At 70.8% G+C, this 16,473-nt stretch carries 12 protein-coding genes; 3 read left to right on the top strand and 9 right to left on the bottom strand.

Going from position 1 to position 16,473, the window contains the following annotated elements; genetic code table 11:
• Nucleotides 1-339: 339 nt before the first annotated feature.
• Nucleotides 340-1,875, bottom strand: coding sequence for an MDR family MFS transporter (locus tag ACTOQ3_RS34870; RefSeq protein ID WP_440087743.1), 1,536 nt, complete (start codon nt 1,873-1,875; stop codon nt 340-342).
• Nucleotides 1,876-2,250: 375 nt separating this feature from the next.
• Nucleotides 2,251-2,796, bottom strand: a complete 546-nt coding sequence (locus ACTOQ3_RS34865; protein ID WP_440087742.1) for a DUF308 domain-containing protein — start codon at nt 2,794-2,796, stop codon at nt 2,251-2,253.
• A 315-nt stretch (nt 2,797-3,111) separates the two neighbouring features.
• Here ACTOQ3_RS34865 and ACTOQ3_RS34860 point away from each other — a divergent pair, with 315 nt between their 5' ends.
• Both ACTOQ3_RS34860 and ACTOQ3_RS34855 read left to right on the top strand, forming a co-directional pair.
• Complete coding sequence (locus ACTOQ3_RS34860; protein WP_440087741.1) at nt 3,112-5,835, top strand: helix-turn-helix transcriptional regulator; 2,724 nt, start codon at nt 3,112-3,114, stop codon at nt 5,833-5,835.
• Nucleotides 5,836-5,945: 110 nt separating this feature from the next.
• Nucleotides 5,946-6,392 carry a VOC family protein gene (locus tag ACTOQ3_RS34855; protein ID WP_440087740.1) on the top strand — a complete coding sequence of 149 codons (447 nt, stop codon included), beginning with the start codon at nt 5,946-5,948 and terminating at the stop codon, nt 6,390-6,392.
• 166 nt (nt 6,393-6,558) lie between these two features.
• On the opposite strand, the gene ACTOQ3_RS34850 is transcribed toward ACTOQ3_RS34855, so the two are convergent.
• The 5 genes from ACTOQ3_RS34850 to ACTOQ3_RS34830 all read right to left on the bottom strand — a co-directional run bounded on the left by ACTOQ3_RS34850 (nt 6,559) and on the right by ACTOQ3_RS34830 (nt 12,141).
• Nucleotides 6,559-8,169 (bottom strand): tannase/feruloyl esterase family alpha/beta hydrolase, encoded by a 1,611-nt coding sequence (locus ACTOQ3_RS34850; protein WP_440087739.1) that lies wholly within the window; start codon nt 8,167-8,169, stop codon nt 6,559-6,561.
• A 181-nt stretch (nt 8,170-8,350) separates the two neighbouring features.
• Nucleotides 8,351-9,028 carry a response regulator gene (locus tag ACTOQ3_RS34845; RefSeq protein ID WP_440087738.1) on the bottom strand — a complete coding sequence of 226 codons (678 nt, stop codon included), beginning with the start codon at nt 9,026-9,028 and terminating at the stop codon, nt 8,351-8,353.
• Nucleotides 9,025-10,326, bottom strand: coding sequence for a sensor histidine kinase (locus ACTOQ3_RS34840; RefSeq protein ID WP_440087737.1), 1,302 nt, complete (start codon nt 10,324-10,326; stop codon nt 9,025-9,027). The genes ACTOQ3_RS34845 and ACTOQ3_RS34840 overlap by 4 nt, the downstream gene beginning before the upstream one ends.
• A 51-nt stretch (nt 10,327-10,377) precedes the next feature.
• On the bottom strand, nt 10,378-11,163 hold the full coding sequence (locus tag ACTOQ3_RS34835; protein ID WP_440087736.1) for an ABC transporter permease: 786 nt from the start codon (nt 11,161-11,163) through the stop codon (nt 10,378-10,380).
• A 60-nt stretch (nt 11,164-11,223) separates the two neighbouring features.
• Complete coding sequence (locus tag ACTOQ3_RS34830) at nt 11,224-12,141, bottom strand: ABC transporter ATP-binding protein (RefSeq protein WP_440087735.1); 918 nt, start codon at nt 12,139-12,141, stop codon at nt 11,224-11,226.
• A 310-nt stretch (nt 12,142-12,451) separates the two neighbouring features.
• Between ACTOQ3_RS34830 and ACTOQ3_RS34825 the strand changes: the two genes are divergently transcribed.
• The gene (locus ACTOQ3_RS34825; protein ID WP_440087734.1) at nt 12,452-12,922 is read left to right on the top strand and encodes a hypothetical protein; all 471 of its coding nucleotides are present in this window, start codon (nt 12,452-12,454) and stop codon (nt 12,920-12,922) included.
• Between the two features lie 50 nt (nt 12,923-12,972).
• On the opposite strand, the gene ACTOQ3_RS34820 is transcribed toward ACTOQ3_RS34825, so the two are convergent.
• Both ACTOQ3_RS34820 and ACTOQ3_RS34815 read right to left on the bottom strand, forming a co-directional pair.
• Nucleotides 12,973-14,337, bottom strand: a complete 1,365-nt coding sequence (locus ACTOQ3_RS34820; RefSeq protein WP_440087733.1) for an acyltransferase family protein — start codon at nt 14,335-14,337, stop codon at nt 12,973-12,975.
• A gap of 115 nt (nt 14,338-14,452) precedes the next feature.
• Complete coding sequence (locus tag ACTOQ3_RS34815; RefSeq protein WP_440087732.1) at nt 14,453-16,084, bottom strand: alpha/beta hydrolase; 1,632 nt, start codon at nt 16,082-16,084, stop codon at nt 14,453-14,455.
• Between the last annotated feature and the right edge of the window lie 389 nt (nt 16,085-16,473).

Here is a 16,473-nt window from a genome sequence, read left to right as displayed (position 1 = left end):
GTTCGGGAACAACCCGTGTGACCTGTGCCCGGTGCGCCTTTTCGGTGCCGCGCTCCGGACAGCACTGACATTAGGCAGAAGAAAAGTCCCGTTCTGCGTACAAACGCACATATAGCGCCGAGCGTGCACTACGACACACAAAACCTCGGTTCCCCGCTGGATCGGGCACCTCGCCACAACCGGACACCCTCCGGCGCGCCGCCGTTCAGAGCCGGCGGCCGGGCGCGGTGAAGGCCAGGTGGGCGGGTTCACGCGCCGGCGAGATGGCGGCGTCGAAGAGCTCTCCGGCGACGGCCGCCCCGGCGGGGAAGGTCACAGCGTCCCGTCGTCCCACCGTCGTCAGGCCGGCTGTTCCACCGACCGGGTCTCCTCGGCCTCCTCGGTCTCCTCGGTCTTGCCGGTCTCCTCAGTCTCGCCGACCTTGTCGGTCTCTTCGGGCTTGCCGGCGTTGTCCGCCCGGGCGGGCAGGAGCAGGGCGGCGACGACCACGGCCAGGGACAGCACCGCGCCGATGATGAAGGCCAGCCGCATGCCGTCGAGGTTGGCGAGCGTCTCCGTGACCCCCGCGGCTCTCAGGTTGTCGGTTCGCGCGCTCATCACGGTGATCACGAGAGCGATACCGACGGCCCCGGCGACCTGTTGCAGCGTGCTCAGGATCGAGCTGGCGTGGGAGTAGAGCGGCGGCGGGACCGCTCCGAGCCCGAGGGTGAACACCGGGGTGAAGACCGCGGCCAGCCCCACCATCAGCAACGCGTGCAGACCGAGAAGCTGCCAGAACGGCATGGTCATCGTGACCTGGGTGAAGCCGGTGAGCGCGAGCGTGATCCCGATCGAGCCGGGGATGACCAGAACCCGGCCACCGAACCGGTCGAACAGGCGGCCGACGGTCGGACTGAGCAACCCCATCGCGAGGCCGCCCGGCATCACGAGGAGCCCGGTCTGCAGGGCGCTGAGCCCGCGGACGTTCTGCAGGTACAGCGGCAGCAGGATCATCGAGCCGAACATCGACATGAAGGCCACCGCCATCAGGATCAGCGCGACCGTGTAGGTGCGGTAGCGCAGGGTGCGCAGATCCAGCAGCGGCACGCCGCGCTTCTGCAGCGACAGCTGGCGGAAGACGAAGACGGCGATGGCGACCAGGCCGGCCGCCACGATCGCGACGGCGACGCGGGCGTCACCGCTCTCGAACCGGCTCAGCCCGTAGACCAGGCCGCCGAAGCCGCCGCCCGCGGTCACCACGCTCAGCCAGTCGACGGTGCTGAACTGCGGCTCTCCGACGTTCTTGAGCTGCTTCAGGCCGCCCCAGGTGATCAGGGCGGCGATGGGGAGCACCACGGCGAACAGCATTCGCCAGGACCCGAACTGGAGGATCACCCCCGAGACCGTCGGGCCCATGGCGGGCGCGACCGAGATGGCCAGGGAGACGCTGCCCATCACCCGCCCTCGGTCGCCCTCGGGCACCACCTGCATCAGCGTGGTCATCAGCAGCGGCATCATCACGGCCGTCCCGGCCGCCTGGATGATGCGAGCGCCCAGCAGCACCCCGAACGACGGCGCGACGGCGGCCAGCAACGTACCGAGCAGGAACAGGCCCATCGCGGTGGTGTAAGCGCCGCGGGTGGAGACCCGCTGCAGGAACCACCCGGTGATCGGGATGACAACGGCCATGGTCAGCAGGAAGGCGGTCGAGAGCCACTGCGCGGTCTGCTCGGTGATGTGCAGCGCGCTCATCACCTGCGGGATCCCGTTGATCAGGATCGTCTCGTTGAGGATGACCACGAATGTGGCGAGCACCAGCAGCCGGATCACAGCCGGGGTGCGACCTGGGGCGGCTGTCGCGGGCTTGGCGGGTGAGTCGAGCTGTGGGCTGTGCACGGAACCTCGATCGGGGGTTGTCGGATATGACACGTGGTCATCGCTGGCGTTCCAGCCTTGGGTCTCACGAGAAGTCGTGGTCTGCAAAGAATGACCGATACCACCGACAAAACTCATCGCCCGTCCTCAGCATTCCGGCAGGCGATGTGAAACGCCACCCGATTTTCACCGGCGAACGACGATCCCCAGATCGCGCACGGGAACCTTCAAATCCCCCCTGACCTGGGCTAACACCTCGCGCACCCGCCCCGAGGGGCCGGGCACCACTGTGACGAGCGCCACGGATCGGGAAAGGTCGTCGATCCCAGGCGACCGGCTCGTTTCGGCCCGGTTCATACGTCTGAACCAGCCGCCACCACCGCGTCAGGATGCCGATCAGGCCTGGGCGACCCGCGTCCGGCGGCGCCGCTTCCAGGCCAGGGTCGCGGCCTGGATGACGAAGAAGGCACCCCCGGCCGCGGTGTACATGATCAGCGCGGTCAGGCCGGGGTCGTCGCCGACGGCGGCGGGCAGGTAGGTGAGACCGGCGATGACCGACAGGGCGCCGGCGACGAGCATCGGCCACTGACGGCCGAGCTCGGGGCCGCGGCGGCGGATGGCCACGGTCAGCTGGGCGGCACCGGAGACGATGGCCCAGAGGCCGAACACGAACAGCACCGCGCCGACACCGCTGATGGCGGCGAGGCCGAGACCGGCGGCGGTCAGGGCGCTGAGCGCCGTGTTGAACACCTGCAGCCTGCGGGCCGGAGTCCCGGGATCCTCACGGACGTCGAACAGCGAGGCGACGACGTCGATGACCGGGTACGCGATGAGCAGGATCACCGAGGCGGCCGTCAACGAGTCGTGGACGGCGGCGAAGCCGACCGACCAGGCGATCGCGATGAGGCCACGGACGAGGTAGATGCGAAGGAGTGACGACATCGGGGATTTCCGCTTTCTTTCCGGCTTCCCGGCGTTCCGGGGTACGGGAATCACTCTGACCACCCGTACCGGCCGGCCGCCCCGGGGAGAGACCCTGGGCGGGACACTGGTCCCCGGCCGCAAGGCTCACCAGGTACCCCCGGGTGGCGAGGTGCCGGTCCGCCGCTTCGGGCAGCGGCGACGGCCGTCGGCGGCGAGGCCGATCATCATGGTCTTCCGGCACGCCGGTCCGGCGTTTCGGCACGTCACGAAGTTTGGTGCCACTTGTCCGTCGGGGAATCAGGAGTGTTGTAACCTCCCCGGCAGGGGGATTACGTGCCGATCAACACCAGGACTTCCGCGCTGCGGGGGCGGCGACGCGAGCAGGAGGCACTCGACCGGCTGCTGCGTGACGTCCGCGCCGGACGGAGCCGGGTGCTGGTGCTGCGCGGCGAGGCCGGAGTGGGCAAGACCGCCCTGCTGGACTACCTCGCCGAGGCCGCGTCGGCCGGCCAGGTGACCCGCGCGGCAGGGGTGGAGCCGGAGACCGAGATCGCCTACTCGGCGCTCCAGCAACTCTGCGCGCCGCTGCTGGGCCATCTCGACCGGCTGCCCGAGCCGCAGCGGGACGCGCTCGCCACCGGGTTCGGCCTCAGCGCCGGTGATCCGCCGGACACGTTGCTCGTCGGGCTCGCCGTGCTCGGGCTGTTCGCCGAGGCCGCGTCGGAGCGGCCGCTGGTCTGCGCGGTGGACGACGTGCAGTGGATGGACCGGATGTCGGAGGTGATCCTCACCTTCGTCGCCCGCCGGCTGGACTCCGAGTCGGTCGCCCTCGTCTTCGCGGCGCGCAGCCCCGGCGACGAGCGGATCCTCGGAGGACTGCCGGAACTGCGCGTCGAGGGTCTTCCCGACGCGGACGCGCGGGCGCTGCTGGCCTCCGTACTGCCCGGCCCTGTCGACGCTCGCGTACGCGACCGGATCGTCGCCGAGACCCGCGGCAACCCGCTGGCCCTGCTCGAGCTGCCGCGCGATCTCACGCCGGCGGAACTGGCGTTCGGGTTCGGCGGACACAGCGCGAAGCCGCTGGTGAGCCGGGTCGAGGAGGGCTTCCAGCGGCGCATCGCCGCGTTGCCTCCGGAGACCCGCACACTGCTGCTCACCGCCGCCGTCGAACCGGTCGGCGACGTGCCACTGCTGTGGCGCGCGCTCGAACGGCTGGATGTCGGCACGGATGCCGCGGCACCCGCGGCGGCCGCGGGCCTGGTCGAGATCGGGACCCGGGTCCGGTTCCGGCATCCGCTGGTCCGCTCGGCCAGCCGGCGCTCCGCCGAGCCCGCCGGGCTGCGCGCGGTGCACCGGGCGCTCGCCGAGGTGACCGATCCAGAGCGGGAGCCCGACCGCCGTGCCTGGCACCGGGCGCACGCCGCGCCGGGGCCGGACGAGGAGGTCGCCGGCGAGCTGGAGCGGTCGGCCGGCCGGGCGATGACCCGTGGCGGCCGGGCGGCGGCCGCGGCCTTCCTGGAGCGCGCGGCGGAGCTCACCCTCGATCCGGCGAAGCGCGCCGGGCGCATCCTGTCCGCCGCGACGGCCCGATTCACCGCCGGAGCCCTCGCCGAGGTGCCGGACCTGCTGGCCGCCGCCGAGCTCGGTCCGCTGGACCCGGTGCAGCGGGCCGGAGTGGAACGGCTGCGCGCCAAGGTCGCGTTCGCGCTCAACGCCGGGCGGGCGGCCGTGCCGCCGCTGCTCTCGGCCGCCCGCCGCCTGGAGGCGCTGGATCCCGCCGCGGCCCGGGAGACCTACCTGGCGGCGATCGGCGCGGCCGTGAACGCGGGGTGGCTCGGCGGCGGCGACCTGCGCCGGGCGGCCGAGGCCGCCCGCGGCGTTCCCGCGGGCGAGGAGCCGGCCGGTCTGCTCCTCGCGGGGCTGACGGCGTGGATCCTGGAGGGGCACGCGGCGGCGGTGCCGCTGTTCACCCGCGCCCTGGCCGCGGTCCCCCCGGACAACGACCTGGACCTGGTCTGGCTGAACGGGATGGTCATGCACGAGGTGTGGGACGACGTGGCGTTTCTCACCAGGACCGAGCAGGCCGTCCGCCACGCCCGCGAGACCGGCGCGCTGTCCCTCCTGCCGAGCGCGCTGACCTTCCGCGCCACCGCGCTGATCTACGCCGGCCGCTTCGCCGACGCGTCGGACCTGGTCGACGAGGCCGAGGCCCTCGGGAACGCCACCGGCTCGTCCCCGCATCCGGCCACCGCGGTCATCCTGGCCGCGCATCGCGGACGCGAGGAGCCGGCGCTGGAACTCAACGAGGCTCTGGTCGGGAACGCCGAGGCGGGCGGCCTGGGATGGTTGCTCGCCGTCGCCGGATACAGCAGGGCGGTGCTGTTCAACGGGCTCGGCCGGTACTCGGCAGCGCTGGAGGCGGCCCTCGATGCGGCTCGGCACGAAGACCCCGCCGTCCTGCAGTGGACGCTCGGTGAGCTGGTCGAAGCCGCCGCACGCGCCGGGGCGGGCACCGTCGCGGCCGAGGCGCGTGACCGCCTCGCCGCCCGGACGCGTGTCGTCGGCACGAACTGGGCACGCGGCGCCCAGGCTCTCGCGGACGCGCTCGCGGTCCCGGCCGGGCCGGTCGAGAAGCACTACCGGGAGGCGATCGAGCGGTTCGCCGCGACTCGGCTCGGCCTGCAGGCCGCCCGGGCCCGGCTGCTCTACGGTGAGTGGCTGCGACGGGAGAACCGGCGGGCCGACGCCCGGACGCAGCTGCGGATCGCCCACGAGGCGTTCACCACGATCGGTGCGGACGGTTTCGCCGAGCGGGCCGGCCGGGAACTGGCCGCCACCGGCGAGACGGTGCGCAAGCGGACCCCGGGGGTACGGGAGGAGCTCACCCCCCAGGAGGCGCAGATCGCGCGTCTGGCCGTGGCGGGGCGTACCAATCCGGAGATCGGCGCCGTGCTGTTCCTCAGTCCGCGTACGGTCGAATGGCATCTGCGCAAAGTCTTCACCAAGCTCGGCATCGGTTCCCGCCGCGAGCTGTCCTCCGCCCTGCGCGACAGGTGATCCCAGGGCCGCCACCAGGGTGTCGCCCTGGGGCGAACGCCCTGCTCCGCACATGATTGTGAATGCCGGATGCCGAACGGCACCGCCGTGATCATGGAGGAGTGGGGACAATGGTGGACTACATGCTTGAGGTGATCGTGCTGCCGGTGGCCGACGTCGACCGGGCCAAGGAGTTCTACAGGCGGATCGGTTTCCGCGAGGATCTCGACTACGTCGCCGATCAGGACTTCCGGGTCGTGCACTTCACCCCGCCGGGCTCCCACTGCTCGATCATCGTGGGCAAGGGCATCGGTACCGCCGCGCCCGGGTCGACGGAGAACGTTCACCTGATCGTGCGTGACATCGAGGAGGCCCGGGCCGACCTGGTCAGCCGCGGTGTCGAGGTCAGCGAGATCTTCCACGACGAGGGCGGCGTCTTCCACCACGCGGGCACCGAGAAGCGGGTTCCCGGCTTCTACCCCGGCCGCCCCTCGTACGGCTCGTTCGCCTCGTTCAGCGATCCCGACGGCAACGGCTTCCTGCTGCAGGAGGTCACCGAGCGCTTCCCCGGCCGCTGAGGCCGGGCCATGGGCGCCGACCGGGTGACGGCGGCGACAGGCGACGCGCCGGGCCCTCGCCTGCCGGGCCGGGCGGCGTCGCCGTGAGCGTGGGCGAGTCCGGCGGGCGGGCATGGGGCGGCGGCCCCGGCGAGAGCGCCGGGGCCGCCGCGTCGTTCGGACGAGGTCAGGCGGTGACGCAGCGGTAGTTCGCGGCCGAGGCCGTGTCGCCGTGGCCGGTGTAGCGGGCCACCATCGGGTAGCGGCAGACGTCGCGCGTGACGGTCTCGCCGCCGGGGCCGGAGGCCGAGGCGGCGAGGGTGGCCGGAGCCTGGCCCTTCTCCACCCAGTTGACCAGCGCGCCCAGGTCGTCGGTCGGGTACGGGCCGGGGCCGCCGGCGCAGTGGTTCACGCCGGGCAGCAGGAACAGGCGGTAGAAGTCGTCGACCCGCTTGTTGCCGCCGAGGACCCGGTTGACCCGCTCGCGGTAGGCGATCGTGCCCTGGGTGGGGACCAGCTCGTCGTTCTGGCCGTGCCAGCTCAGCAGCTTGCCGCCGGCCTTCGCGAACGCCGACAGGTTCGGGTCGTCGGTACCGATGACGTCGTTGAACCGCAGCTGCGACGCGCGGAAGATCTGCGCGAACGACGTGTAGGTGAGCTTCGTGGTGTCGAACGACGGGTTCCGCTTCACGAAGTACTTGACCCAGCTGTCGGCGACGGTGAACGGCGTGCCGGGAGTGGCCAGGGCGTCGAGGCTCGCGCCCTTGTTCGGCCCGTACCAGAGCCTCCGGCCGGAGGAGGAGACCGGTCCGGCCCAGATCTTGCGCACCGCGTCGGCGGTGGCGCGGGAGATCGTGATCTTCTTGCCGTCACAGTCGATCTTGGTGCCGGCCAGCCGCCGGGCGTCCCAGTGGCACTCCCGCGGGTCGTCGATGATGCCGTCCTTGACCCCGTCGAGGGTGTCGCAGGCCTTGACCGCGGCGGTGTTGAACGCCGCCAGCTCACACGGGGTGGGCGCGACCTTCTCCTCGGTGAAGACGGCCTGCGACCAGAGCGTGGCGACCGCGAACCGGTCCCAGTTGATCGCCGGCGCCTTGGCCAGGATCCCGTCGAAGTCCGTCGGGTGATCCTGGGCCTCCGCGTATCCCTGGCGGCCGCCGGTCGAGCAGCCGTTCCAGTACGCGTAGCTCACGGGCCGGTCGTAGAACCTCTTCGCCACGTCCTTGCCGATGACGGCCATGTCGTGCAGCGAGCGGGAGGCGAAGTTCTCCAGCAGCGGGGTGTCGACCTTTCCGGCCGGGGTGAGCGCCCAGCCGCTGACGTCGAGCGGGTTCGCGCCGACACCGGCGTCGGTGGCCGCGGCGACGTACCCGGCCTTCACCGCGCCGACCAGCGAGGAGCCGCTGAAGTCACCGGCGAGGTAGGCGCTGCCGCCGAGCGCCTGGAACCTTCCGGTCCAGTTCTCCCTGTCCTGGGGCAGCGAGATCTTGATGTTGACGTGGTCGTTCGCGCCCGGGTGGCTCACCGTGACGGTGAAGTCGCACCAGGCCGGCACGTCGGTGAGCGTCTCCTCCTGGGGATGCAGCGGAGGAGCGGCGGGGAACGTGACGGTTCCACCGGCGTTGGCGACCGCCTTCACCGACTCCACCTTGGTGCCGGAGGGCGCGGAGACGGGAACGGCGGCACAGGTCGCGGCCACGGGGCCGCTGTCGCGGGAGACGGCGTCGGCAGCCGTCGGCGCCAGCGCCGCCACCGCCGATACCGCCGCCGCCATCAGGACGATCAAGCGTCGTTTCATGCCCGACACCCTCACGTGAGACCCGCGGGCCTCGCCCCAGGGAAACACCCTGGGGCGCCCCCTGGCCGGGACGTTCACCAACCGGCCGTCGTCGTGGCAACCGGAGACACGTTCCCCCTTGGGCGCCGCTCACCGGATGAGCGTCGAGGACGCTGAGCGTGACCAAGGAGGCGGCGAGCGATCAGAGCGGCTCCCGCGTCTCGGGGGTGAGCAGTCGCCGGTTGAACGCCTCGGTGACGGCGGCGGCGCGGTCCCCCACGCCGAGCTTGGCGTAGATGTTCAGCAGGTGACTTTTGACCGTGGCCTCGGTGATGAACAGCCGGGCGGCCGCCTCACGGTTGGTGTTCCCGGCCGCCACGAGTTCGAGGACCTCGAGTTCCCGCCGGCTGAGCAGTTGCGGGGCGGGTGTCCTGACCCGGCTCATCAACCGGGCGGCCACCGAGGGAGAGAGGACGCTCTCGCCCTTGGCGGCGGCCCGCGCACCGCGCAGCAGGTCCTCCCGGGGAGAGTCCTTGAGCAGGTAGCCGGTCGCGCCCGCCTCGATCGCCGGCAGTACGTGGGTGTCGGTGTCGTAGGTGGTCAGAACCAGCACGCGCGCGGCGACGCCGAGCCTGGTCAGCTCGGTGATCGCGGTCAGCCCGTCCATGCCCGGCATGCGCAGGTCCATCAGGATCACGTCGGGCTGGAGCTCCTTGGCGAGCCGCACGACCGCGGCGCCGTCCGCGGCCTCGCCCAGCACCTCGAATCCGGGCGCGGAGGCGAACATGCTGCTCAGCCCGTCCCTGACGATGGGATGGTCGTCCGCGATCAGCAGCCGGATCGGGGGCTCGGCTGCCGGCTCGGCCGTGCGATCGGTCATGTGCGGCTCCCGGCCGGCAGGATGGGGATGCAGGCCGAGATCCCGGTGCCGGCGCCGGGCTCGGACTCGATCCGCAGACTCCCGGACAGCCCTTCGACGCGCTGTCGCATGATGGTCAGGCCGAACCCGCCGCGGGACGGCGGTTGCGACGCGCCGTTCCCGGCCGCGCCTGCTTCGAGACCCGCGGGTTCGAAGCCCCTGCCGTCGTCGCGTACGTCCAACGCCACCTCGTGTTCCAGGTAGGACAGCGTCACTCCGACCCTGGTCGCGCGCGCGTGCTTGGCCACGTTGGCCAACGCCTCCTGTGCCGTGCGCAGCAGCGCGAACTCGGTCTCCGGTGTCATCGGCCGTACCGTGCCGGTCGTCGTGACCTGGACGGCGAGCCCGTGCAACCTCGACCACCGGTCGGCGACGTCGGTGAGCGCGTCGCTCAGGCGCGCGGTTTCCAGTGGCTCGGGCCGCAGCGCGTCGACCGAACGCCGGGCCTCTGCCAGGCTCTCCCTCGCCAGCGTCTTCACGGCTTCGAAGGGGCGGTGCCACCGCTCCGGGACGTCGTGCATCTGCTCGGCGGCCTGGAGTTGCGTGATGATCCCGGTGAGTCCCTGCGCCAGGGTGTCATGGATCTCGCGAGCCATCCGCTGGCGCTCGTCGAGGATTCCCGCCTCCCTGGCCTGGGCGAGCAGCTGGGTGTGCAGGCCGGCGTTCTCGGCGAGCGTCGCCTCCAGCAGCCGGTTCGTCCGGCTCAGCTCGGCGAGGGCCTGGACGCGCTGCTCTCTCTCCTGCTCGGCGAGCTGGAGGAACCAGGCGGTGACGCACATCATGACGATGTTGACGACAACGATGATCACGGAGATCGTCAGGCCGAGAGCGGTCGTCTTGGGCACGTCGGATGCCTGTGCGACGCCGGCCACGACCGCCACGGTGGCCACGCCCAGCAGCCGCCACGGCCAGCGAAGGATGGTGAAGGCGTAGATGTAGGGGGCGGGGGTGAACAACCCGAACACGGGGTCCCGCGCCACCAGGATCGCGGTGATCACCACCAGGCCGGTGAAGAAGACCCCCATGATCAGTGGGCGCTCCCACCAGGCGGGACGCAGGGTGAACATGACGAGCATCCACCCCGCGGCCAACCCGCACAGGCCGAGATCGACGAGCAGGGAGTCGTCGCCCGCCGGCCGCTCCACGATCACCTTGAAGATGACGAGGGCGGCCAGCAACGTGTACGGCACCACGGTCACCAGCAGAAAGGGGGGCCGTCCCTGCTCCGCGTCACAGGACTCCGGCATCTGCCCGCTCACATCCCTCTCCATTCGTCCCGAGTCTATTCCCGGTGAAACCGGCGAACCGCTCTATTCCCAGCGGAACCAGCGGACCGCGACGACCGCGCACACGACCGCGTAGCCCGCCAAGGTCGCCAAGGGCTGGGCGGACGGGAAATGGCCCTGGAAAGAAGCCTCCTGGAACGCCTGCATGCCCGCGCCGAGCGGGGTGTAGTGGCTGATGCCCCGCAGCAGCGGGGGCATCTGCGCGATCGGCACCCAGAGCCCGGCGAAGAACATCATCGGGAAGAACAACACCGTGCCGATCGCCGTGGCCGGGCCACGTCCGGGCGCCAGCGCGGTGATCAGCAGGCCGATCGAGAGCAGCGCGGCGGCCGCGAGCAGCCAGCCGACGGCGAAGCCGGCGAGATTCTGCGGCAGGCGGACGCCGAAGCCGAGCCCGGCCACGGTGAGGAACAGGGTCACCGCGACGACCGCGATGGAGAGGTTGGCCACGAGCTGGGCGGCGAGCACGCGGGCCGGGCCGATCGGCGTGGTCCGCATGCGCCGTAGCACGCCGTTCTCACGGTATCCCGCGAGTATCGTCGGCAGTGCGGTCAGCGCCAGGATGGCCAGGTTGAACAAGATGATGACCGGCACGTAGAGGTCGAAGTACGTCAGGCCTCCGCCGGCCTCCATGGGCTCCCGCAGGATGGGGACGTTGCCGAGGATGACCAACAGGACCAGCGGGAAGCCGACCCCCCAGAGAGGACCGGTCTTTTCGCGGACGCAGAGTTTGATCTCGGCTTTGGTGAGCCTCCACGTTGCGGAACCGCGCTTGGCGGTGAAGGGCGCGGCCGTGTTCAGGGCTGACATGGGTATGGCTTCCTCTCTGTGGACGGGCTGCATCGGTTCGGATCGCTCGGATCATGCGGATCACGAGGTGGCATCGGGGCGTTTCCCGGTCAGCTTGACGAACGCGTCCTCCAGGCTCGCCTGCTCGACGCGCAGCCGTTCGGCCACTATCTGGTTGCGGGCCAGTACGGCGGTGACGGCGTTGAGCGCGTCGCTGTTGCCGCTGACGATGACCAGCTCGCCCCGGCGGGTGACGCCGGAGACCTCGGGCAGGCTCCTCAGCAGCTCGTCGTCCATCTGCCTGGACGGGCGGAACTGGATCCGCTGCTCGATACGGGCCCGCTCGGCCAGACCGGCCGGGGTGTCCACCGTGACGACGCGGCCCGCGTCGATCAGGGCCAACCGGTCACACAGCCGCTCGGCCTCCTCCATGAAATGGGTGACCAGCACGATCGTCACCCCGCGGGAGCGCACGCCCTCGATCAGGTCCCAGGTGTCGCGCCGTGCCTGCGGGTCGAGGCCGGTGGTGAGCTCGTCGAGTATCGCCACCTGAGGGCTGCCGACGAGCGCCAGCGCGATGGAAAGCCGCTGCTTCTGGCCACCGGACAGCTTGGCGTACCTGGTCCTCGCCTTGCCCGCCAAGCCGAGGCCGTCCATCAGCCCGCGCCAGTCGGCAGGCTTGGGATAGAAGGAGCTGTAGAGCTCCAGGGCCTCGGCGACCTCCAGCCGCTCCTGGATCTGCCCCGCCTGCAACTGCACACCGAGCCGCCGGGTCAGCTCGGCGTGGTCCCGTCGGGGATCGAGCCCGAGTACCTTGATCTCGCCCCGGTCCGGCACGCGGAGGCCCTCGATGCACTCCACGGTCGTCGTCTTGCCGGCGCCGTTCGGGCCGAGGATCCCGAGGATCTCGCCCTCCTGGACGGTGAGCGACACGTCGTCGACCGCGACATTGTTTCCGTAGCGCTTGTGGAGATTGCGTACCTCGATGACCGGTGGCATGCGCGTGTCCTCTCGGGCTCGACCCTGTCGGCGACTGGCTATGTCCACCCTTCTACGGCGGCGCTCGTTCCGACATTGACCAGTGGACGGGACCTGGCCGCCGTTCGGCGGGGGGATCGGCTCCACCGGGTGGTGGTCGCGATCCACCGATCGGTTGATCGCGACCCGGACGAGCGGAACGGGGAGACCGGCGGGACCGGTCTCCCCGAAGGTGACGGGTTCCGGCGTGACGAAGGACCGGGATCCCTCATGCCGGCAGCGTCGGAGGACGGTCTTCTCCGATCCACGGCGACGCGAATACGCTGGGTCCGTGCCGCCGTGTCTCGACGTCTACGTGTGGGTTCCAGACCCCGGCTCCGAGGTCTTCGGGCGATTCATCGACGAATACGTCAACATGGACGCCCCCGGCGACGAGCGGTTTCACGCTTTCAGGCGGGTTCGTGTCCTGGGCATCGCGAGCGACGCGGACGGCGAGGTCCTCGACGAGTTACTCCGCGACGGGGATGACGCCTTCACCCTCTACCTCAGGGCTCGCGACCACTACCAGGCCATCATCACGGTCACTCGTGACGGGGCGACGGTTCTCGGCCTCAGCGTCGAGGCCCCGGACGACCTGCCGGAGACGCTCAGGCAGGCCGAGCAGCTCATGGAACGGCTACGACGACAGTTCTCCGCCCCGGCCGGACTCGCGGGGGTTGAACTACCTCCGGCCACAGACCGCTCCGAATGGCACGAAGAAGGCCTCGTACTGCTTCGCACGGGTGAACTCCCCACACCCTGATCCGGGATCTGATCGGTGGGGAAGGGCGGCTCCAGGATGCCCCACCCCGATCACTCCTGCGCCGGATGCGAATACCGCCAACGGACGAGACCCAGGAGGGCGACACCGCCGAAGTAGGCGACCAGCACCGTCACGGGCAGGCCCACCGGTCCGTGGTAGCCCAGGCCGGCCAGAGCGAGGGACAGAAGCCCGGCGAGCACGGCACCGACCCCGGCGATCGTCAGTGCGGTGGGCCACACGCCTTTCACCGTCCCCACGAGATCGGCCCGCGGCCCCGTACGCTGCTCGAAACGCCCGAACACCGCGACGAGAAGGGCGAGAACCAGCGCCAGACAGGCGAGCCAGGGAAGGCGCAGGAGCAACCAGAGTGCCGACCCGGGCGTGGCGTCGGGCATCACCGCCGTTCCGTAGAGCACCAGGACGCCGATCACGACGGCGGTCATGTGCCAGAGGAAAAGCGTCATGATCACCAAGTTGATCGCCACGACGACGGTCCACGGGCCCGGCCGTCGCAGCCACCGGTTCCCCCGGTCACGCGTCCACAGGGCGATTCCCGTCTGGGTGACGGCCAGAGCCAGGAGGGCCAACGTAGGTGGAGAGGTGTTCCGTATCTCCTCCCCCCCGAACCCCACCATGCTGACCGGATAGGGGCCGACCACCGTGAGCAGCACGAGGGCGATGAACCCGACCGCCGCCATCGGTAGAGCCACGCTCCGCCGGGACGGCAGGCGCCCGTCCTGCCAGGCGAAACCGAGTTGATGCACGGCCAGCCAGGCGAGCAGGAAATTCGCCTGGCCCACATAGGGAACGGTCAGCACCAGACGGGCCAGGTCGCCCCCGCCGACCAGGACCGCCAGGATGATCGGCACGGCCAGACCCGCACGCCGGTGCAAGGCGTACATCGGCGGGGTGAGGACCATCACGGCGATGTAGGCGACCAGGAACCACAACGGGATCGAGGCCAGCCAGACCGCCACGCCGATCAGGTCGGGCTCGGCACCCAGAACCCCGGCCGTCAGAGCCGCCACCGCCAGCCCGCCCAGCAGCATCGTCGTCGGGCGCAGAAGCCGAGCGGTCCGGCCCAGCACCCAGCCCATGGCATTGCCGCCCCGCCCGAGATGGGAGGTGAAGGACATGGCGTTCGCGAAGCCGCCCACCAGGAAGAACAGCGGCATCACCTGGAACAGCCATGTCAGCGGATGGGTCCACGAGGCGACCTGGAGGATGCTCGCGCCCTGGAAGCCCTCGCCGTCGCGGGTCACGTAGATCGCCAGCCAGTGCCCGACGACGACCGCCGTGATCGCGACGGCGCGCAGCAGGTCGACATGGCGCTCCCGCTGCGGCGGTGTTCGCTCGGCCAGTTGCCGCACCTGCCGCGTCATCCGATGAACGACCCGGACAAGGTGCGCTGCCATGTCACCGACGCTCGACATGATGAGAACGTTCCTCCATCCACGTCATGTCAAGCGGCTTCTCGTCCATGAGGATCGATGTGATCCACCGGCACACGGCAGTCCACGGGCAACGGCCCTACAGCGGCCCCACGGAAGGTATGTACGGCGAGGGCGTGGAGCGAGCGGCGGCGCCGGCCGGTGACGGCGCCGGGCAGAAGCGGTCTCGCCCGGGCAGTGCCCCGGTGGCGAGGAAGGAGTTCATCGCCTCGTCGGCGCAACTGCCCAGCCCGACGACGCCGTGGCCACCCTGGTCAACCGTGATCATGACGGCCCGCCGTCCGAGCGCGGCGCGCAGGCCGCGCGCGCCCGCCAGGGACGTGGAGGGATCGCGGGTGTTCTGCAGGATCAGCACGTTGCGCGGCCCGTGACCGGTGACCGTCACCGGCGGCTCCACCGGCCGGCTGTGCCAGGCCGCGCACGGCCAGAGGTTCGAGGGCATGCCCGCCGTCACCGGCCACGCCCGCCGGTCGGCCGCGACCTGCCGGGCGTGCAGCGCCACGCTGCGCGGCCAGGCCGCATCATCGCAGATCACCGCGTAGAAAGCGGCGATATGGTTGTCCGCCGGTATCCCCGCCCTCCCCGCGCCCCCGCCGACAGACCCAGGCCGGTCCAGCCGCGTCAATATGGCGGTGTCCACGGTAGAGCCTGAGACGGCGGCCGCGACCTCCTGCCACAACTCGGCCATGGAGGGGAAGTAGCCGTCGAAGTAAAGCCTCATTCGGGTGATCTCACGCAGGGCGTTGCCGTCGAGTACGAAGCCGCTCGGGTCCGGCAGGGGTCGCCGGTCGAGGGCCGCGGTCAGCCGATCGTAGGTGCGCCTGACCTCGTCCGGCGTCGCGCCGAGGTGATAGACGGCGTCCCGCTCGGCCGCGAAGGCGAGCAGGTCGGGCAAACGCGCCGCGACCGCCTCGTTCCAGTTCCGCAACATGTCCCGCCAGACCATGCCCGGATCGACGGCGCTGTCCAGCACGATCCGATCGCCGCGTCCGGGGAACAACGAGAGGTAGACCGCCCCCAGGTAGGTGCCGTAGGAGAGGCCGAAGTAGGACAGTTTCGGCTCACCGAGCGCGGCTCGGATGCGGTCCATGTCCCGGGCCGTGCTGGCCGTGGTGATGAACGGAAGCAGATCGCCGGAATGCTCGGCGCACGCGGCCGCGGTGTCTCGTGCGAAGGCGATGTTGCGCTCGATGCCACCATCGGGCGCCGGGTAGGGCAGCAGCAGCGTGAACTGCTTCACGAGATCGAGACCGCAGGTGACCGGGGCGCTGTGGCCGACCCCTCGCGGATCGAAGCCGATCAGGTCGTACTGATCCAGGACCTCGGGCGGCAGTACGACCGCCAGCCGGCTGGGCAGGTCCAGGCCGCTGTCGCCCGGGCCTCCCGGGTTGGACAGCAGGATCCCCCGGCGCGACCCGGGTCGCGCCGTGCCGATCCGGGAGATCGCGATCTCGATGTTCCGCCCGCGCGGGGCGCGGTAGTCCAGCGGCACCCGCAACGTCGCGCACTGCTGGCGTGGGTCGCGCGTGATGCCGCCGGGCGCCGTCGGCGGGCACTCGCCCCAGATCGGAGCCGCTCCCCCGGCTTCGGCCACCGCCGGTTCCGGCGCGCCTGTCCTGGGCTCGGCCGACGTGGGCGCGCCTGCCGCCACGGTGGCCACTGTCGCCGCGGCGATGAACACCGTCAGTCTTGATCGCAGAATTAATCGCACTGGTACCCCTTTTCGAAAGGAACAGATGCTTTCTCGATTGCCATGAACTCGGCACCGCCGGATACGCGAGACCCTTCGCTCGATCACGCGGAGAAACGGGGACCGTGGTTCACGGTGGGAGTCGAGCGGGCGGACGCCGCCCGTGACGCCCTTCGTCCAACGATCCGGAGCCCCGCTCTGACAGGAGCCTCGCCTTGATGAGAGTCGGCCGGGAGAACGACCGATGCCATGGAGGTTTTCGTGCGTTCGGCGGCTGGTGGAGATGGCGGCCGCCACCGCTCAAACGATCCGGTCGCCACCGCCACCCGTGATTCGACCGCTCCCAGCAGGTCACGGGGCTTGACCGACAACGGAACGGTCAGTGGCGTCAGCAGGCCGACGCGGGCGGA

This window comes from Streptosporangium sp. LJ11 (genome assembly GCF_051918945.1).
Lineage (GTDB): Bacteria > Actinomycetota > Actinomycetes > Streptosporangiales > Streptosporangiaceae > Streptosporangium.
Note: the sequence above shows the minus strand (reverse complement) of the source record. Positions and strands in the feature narration are given on the sequence as shown.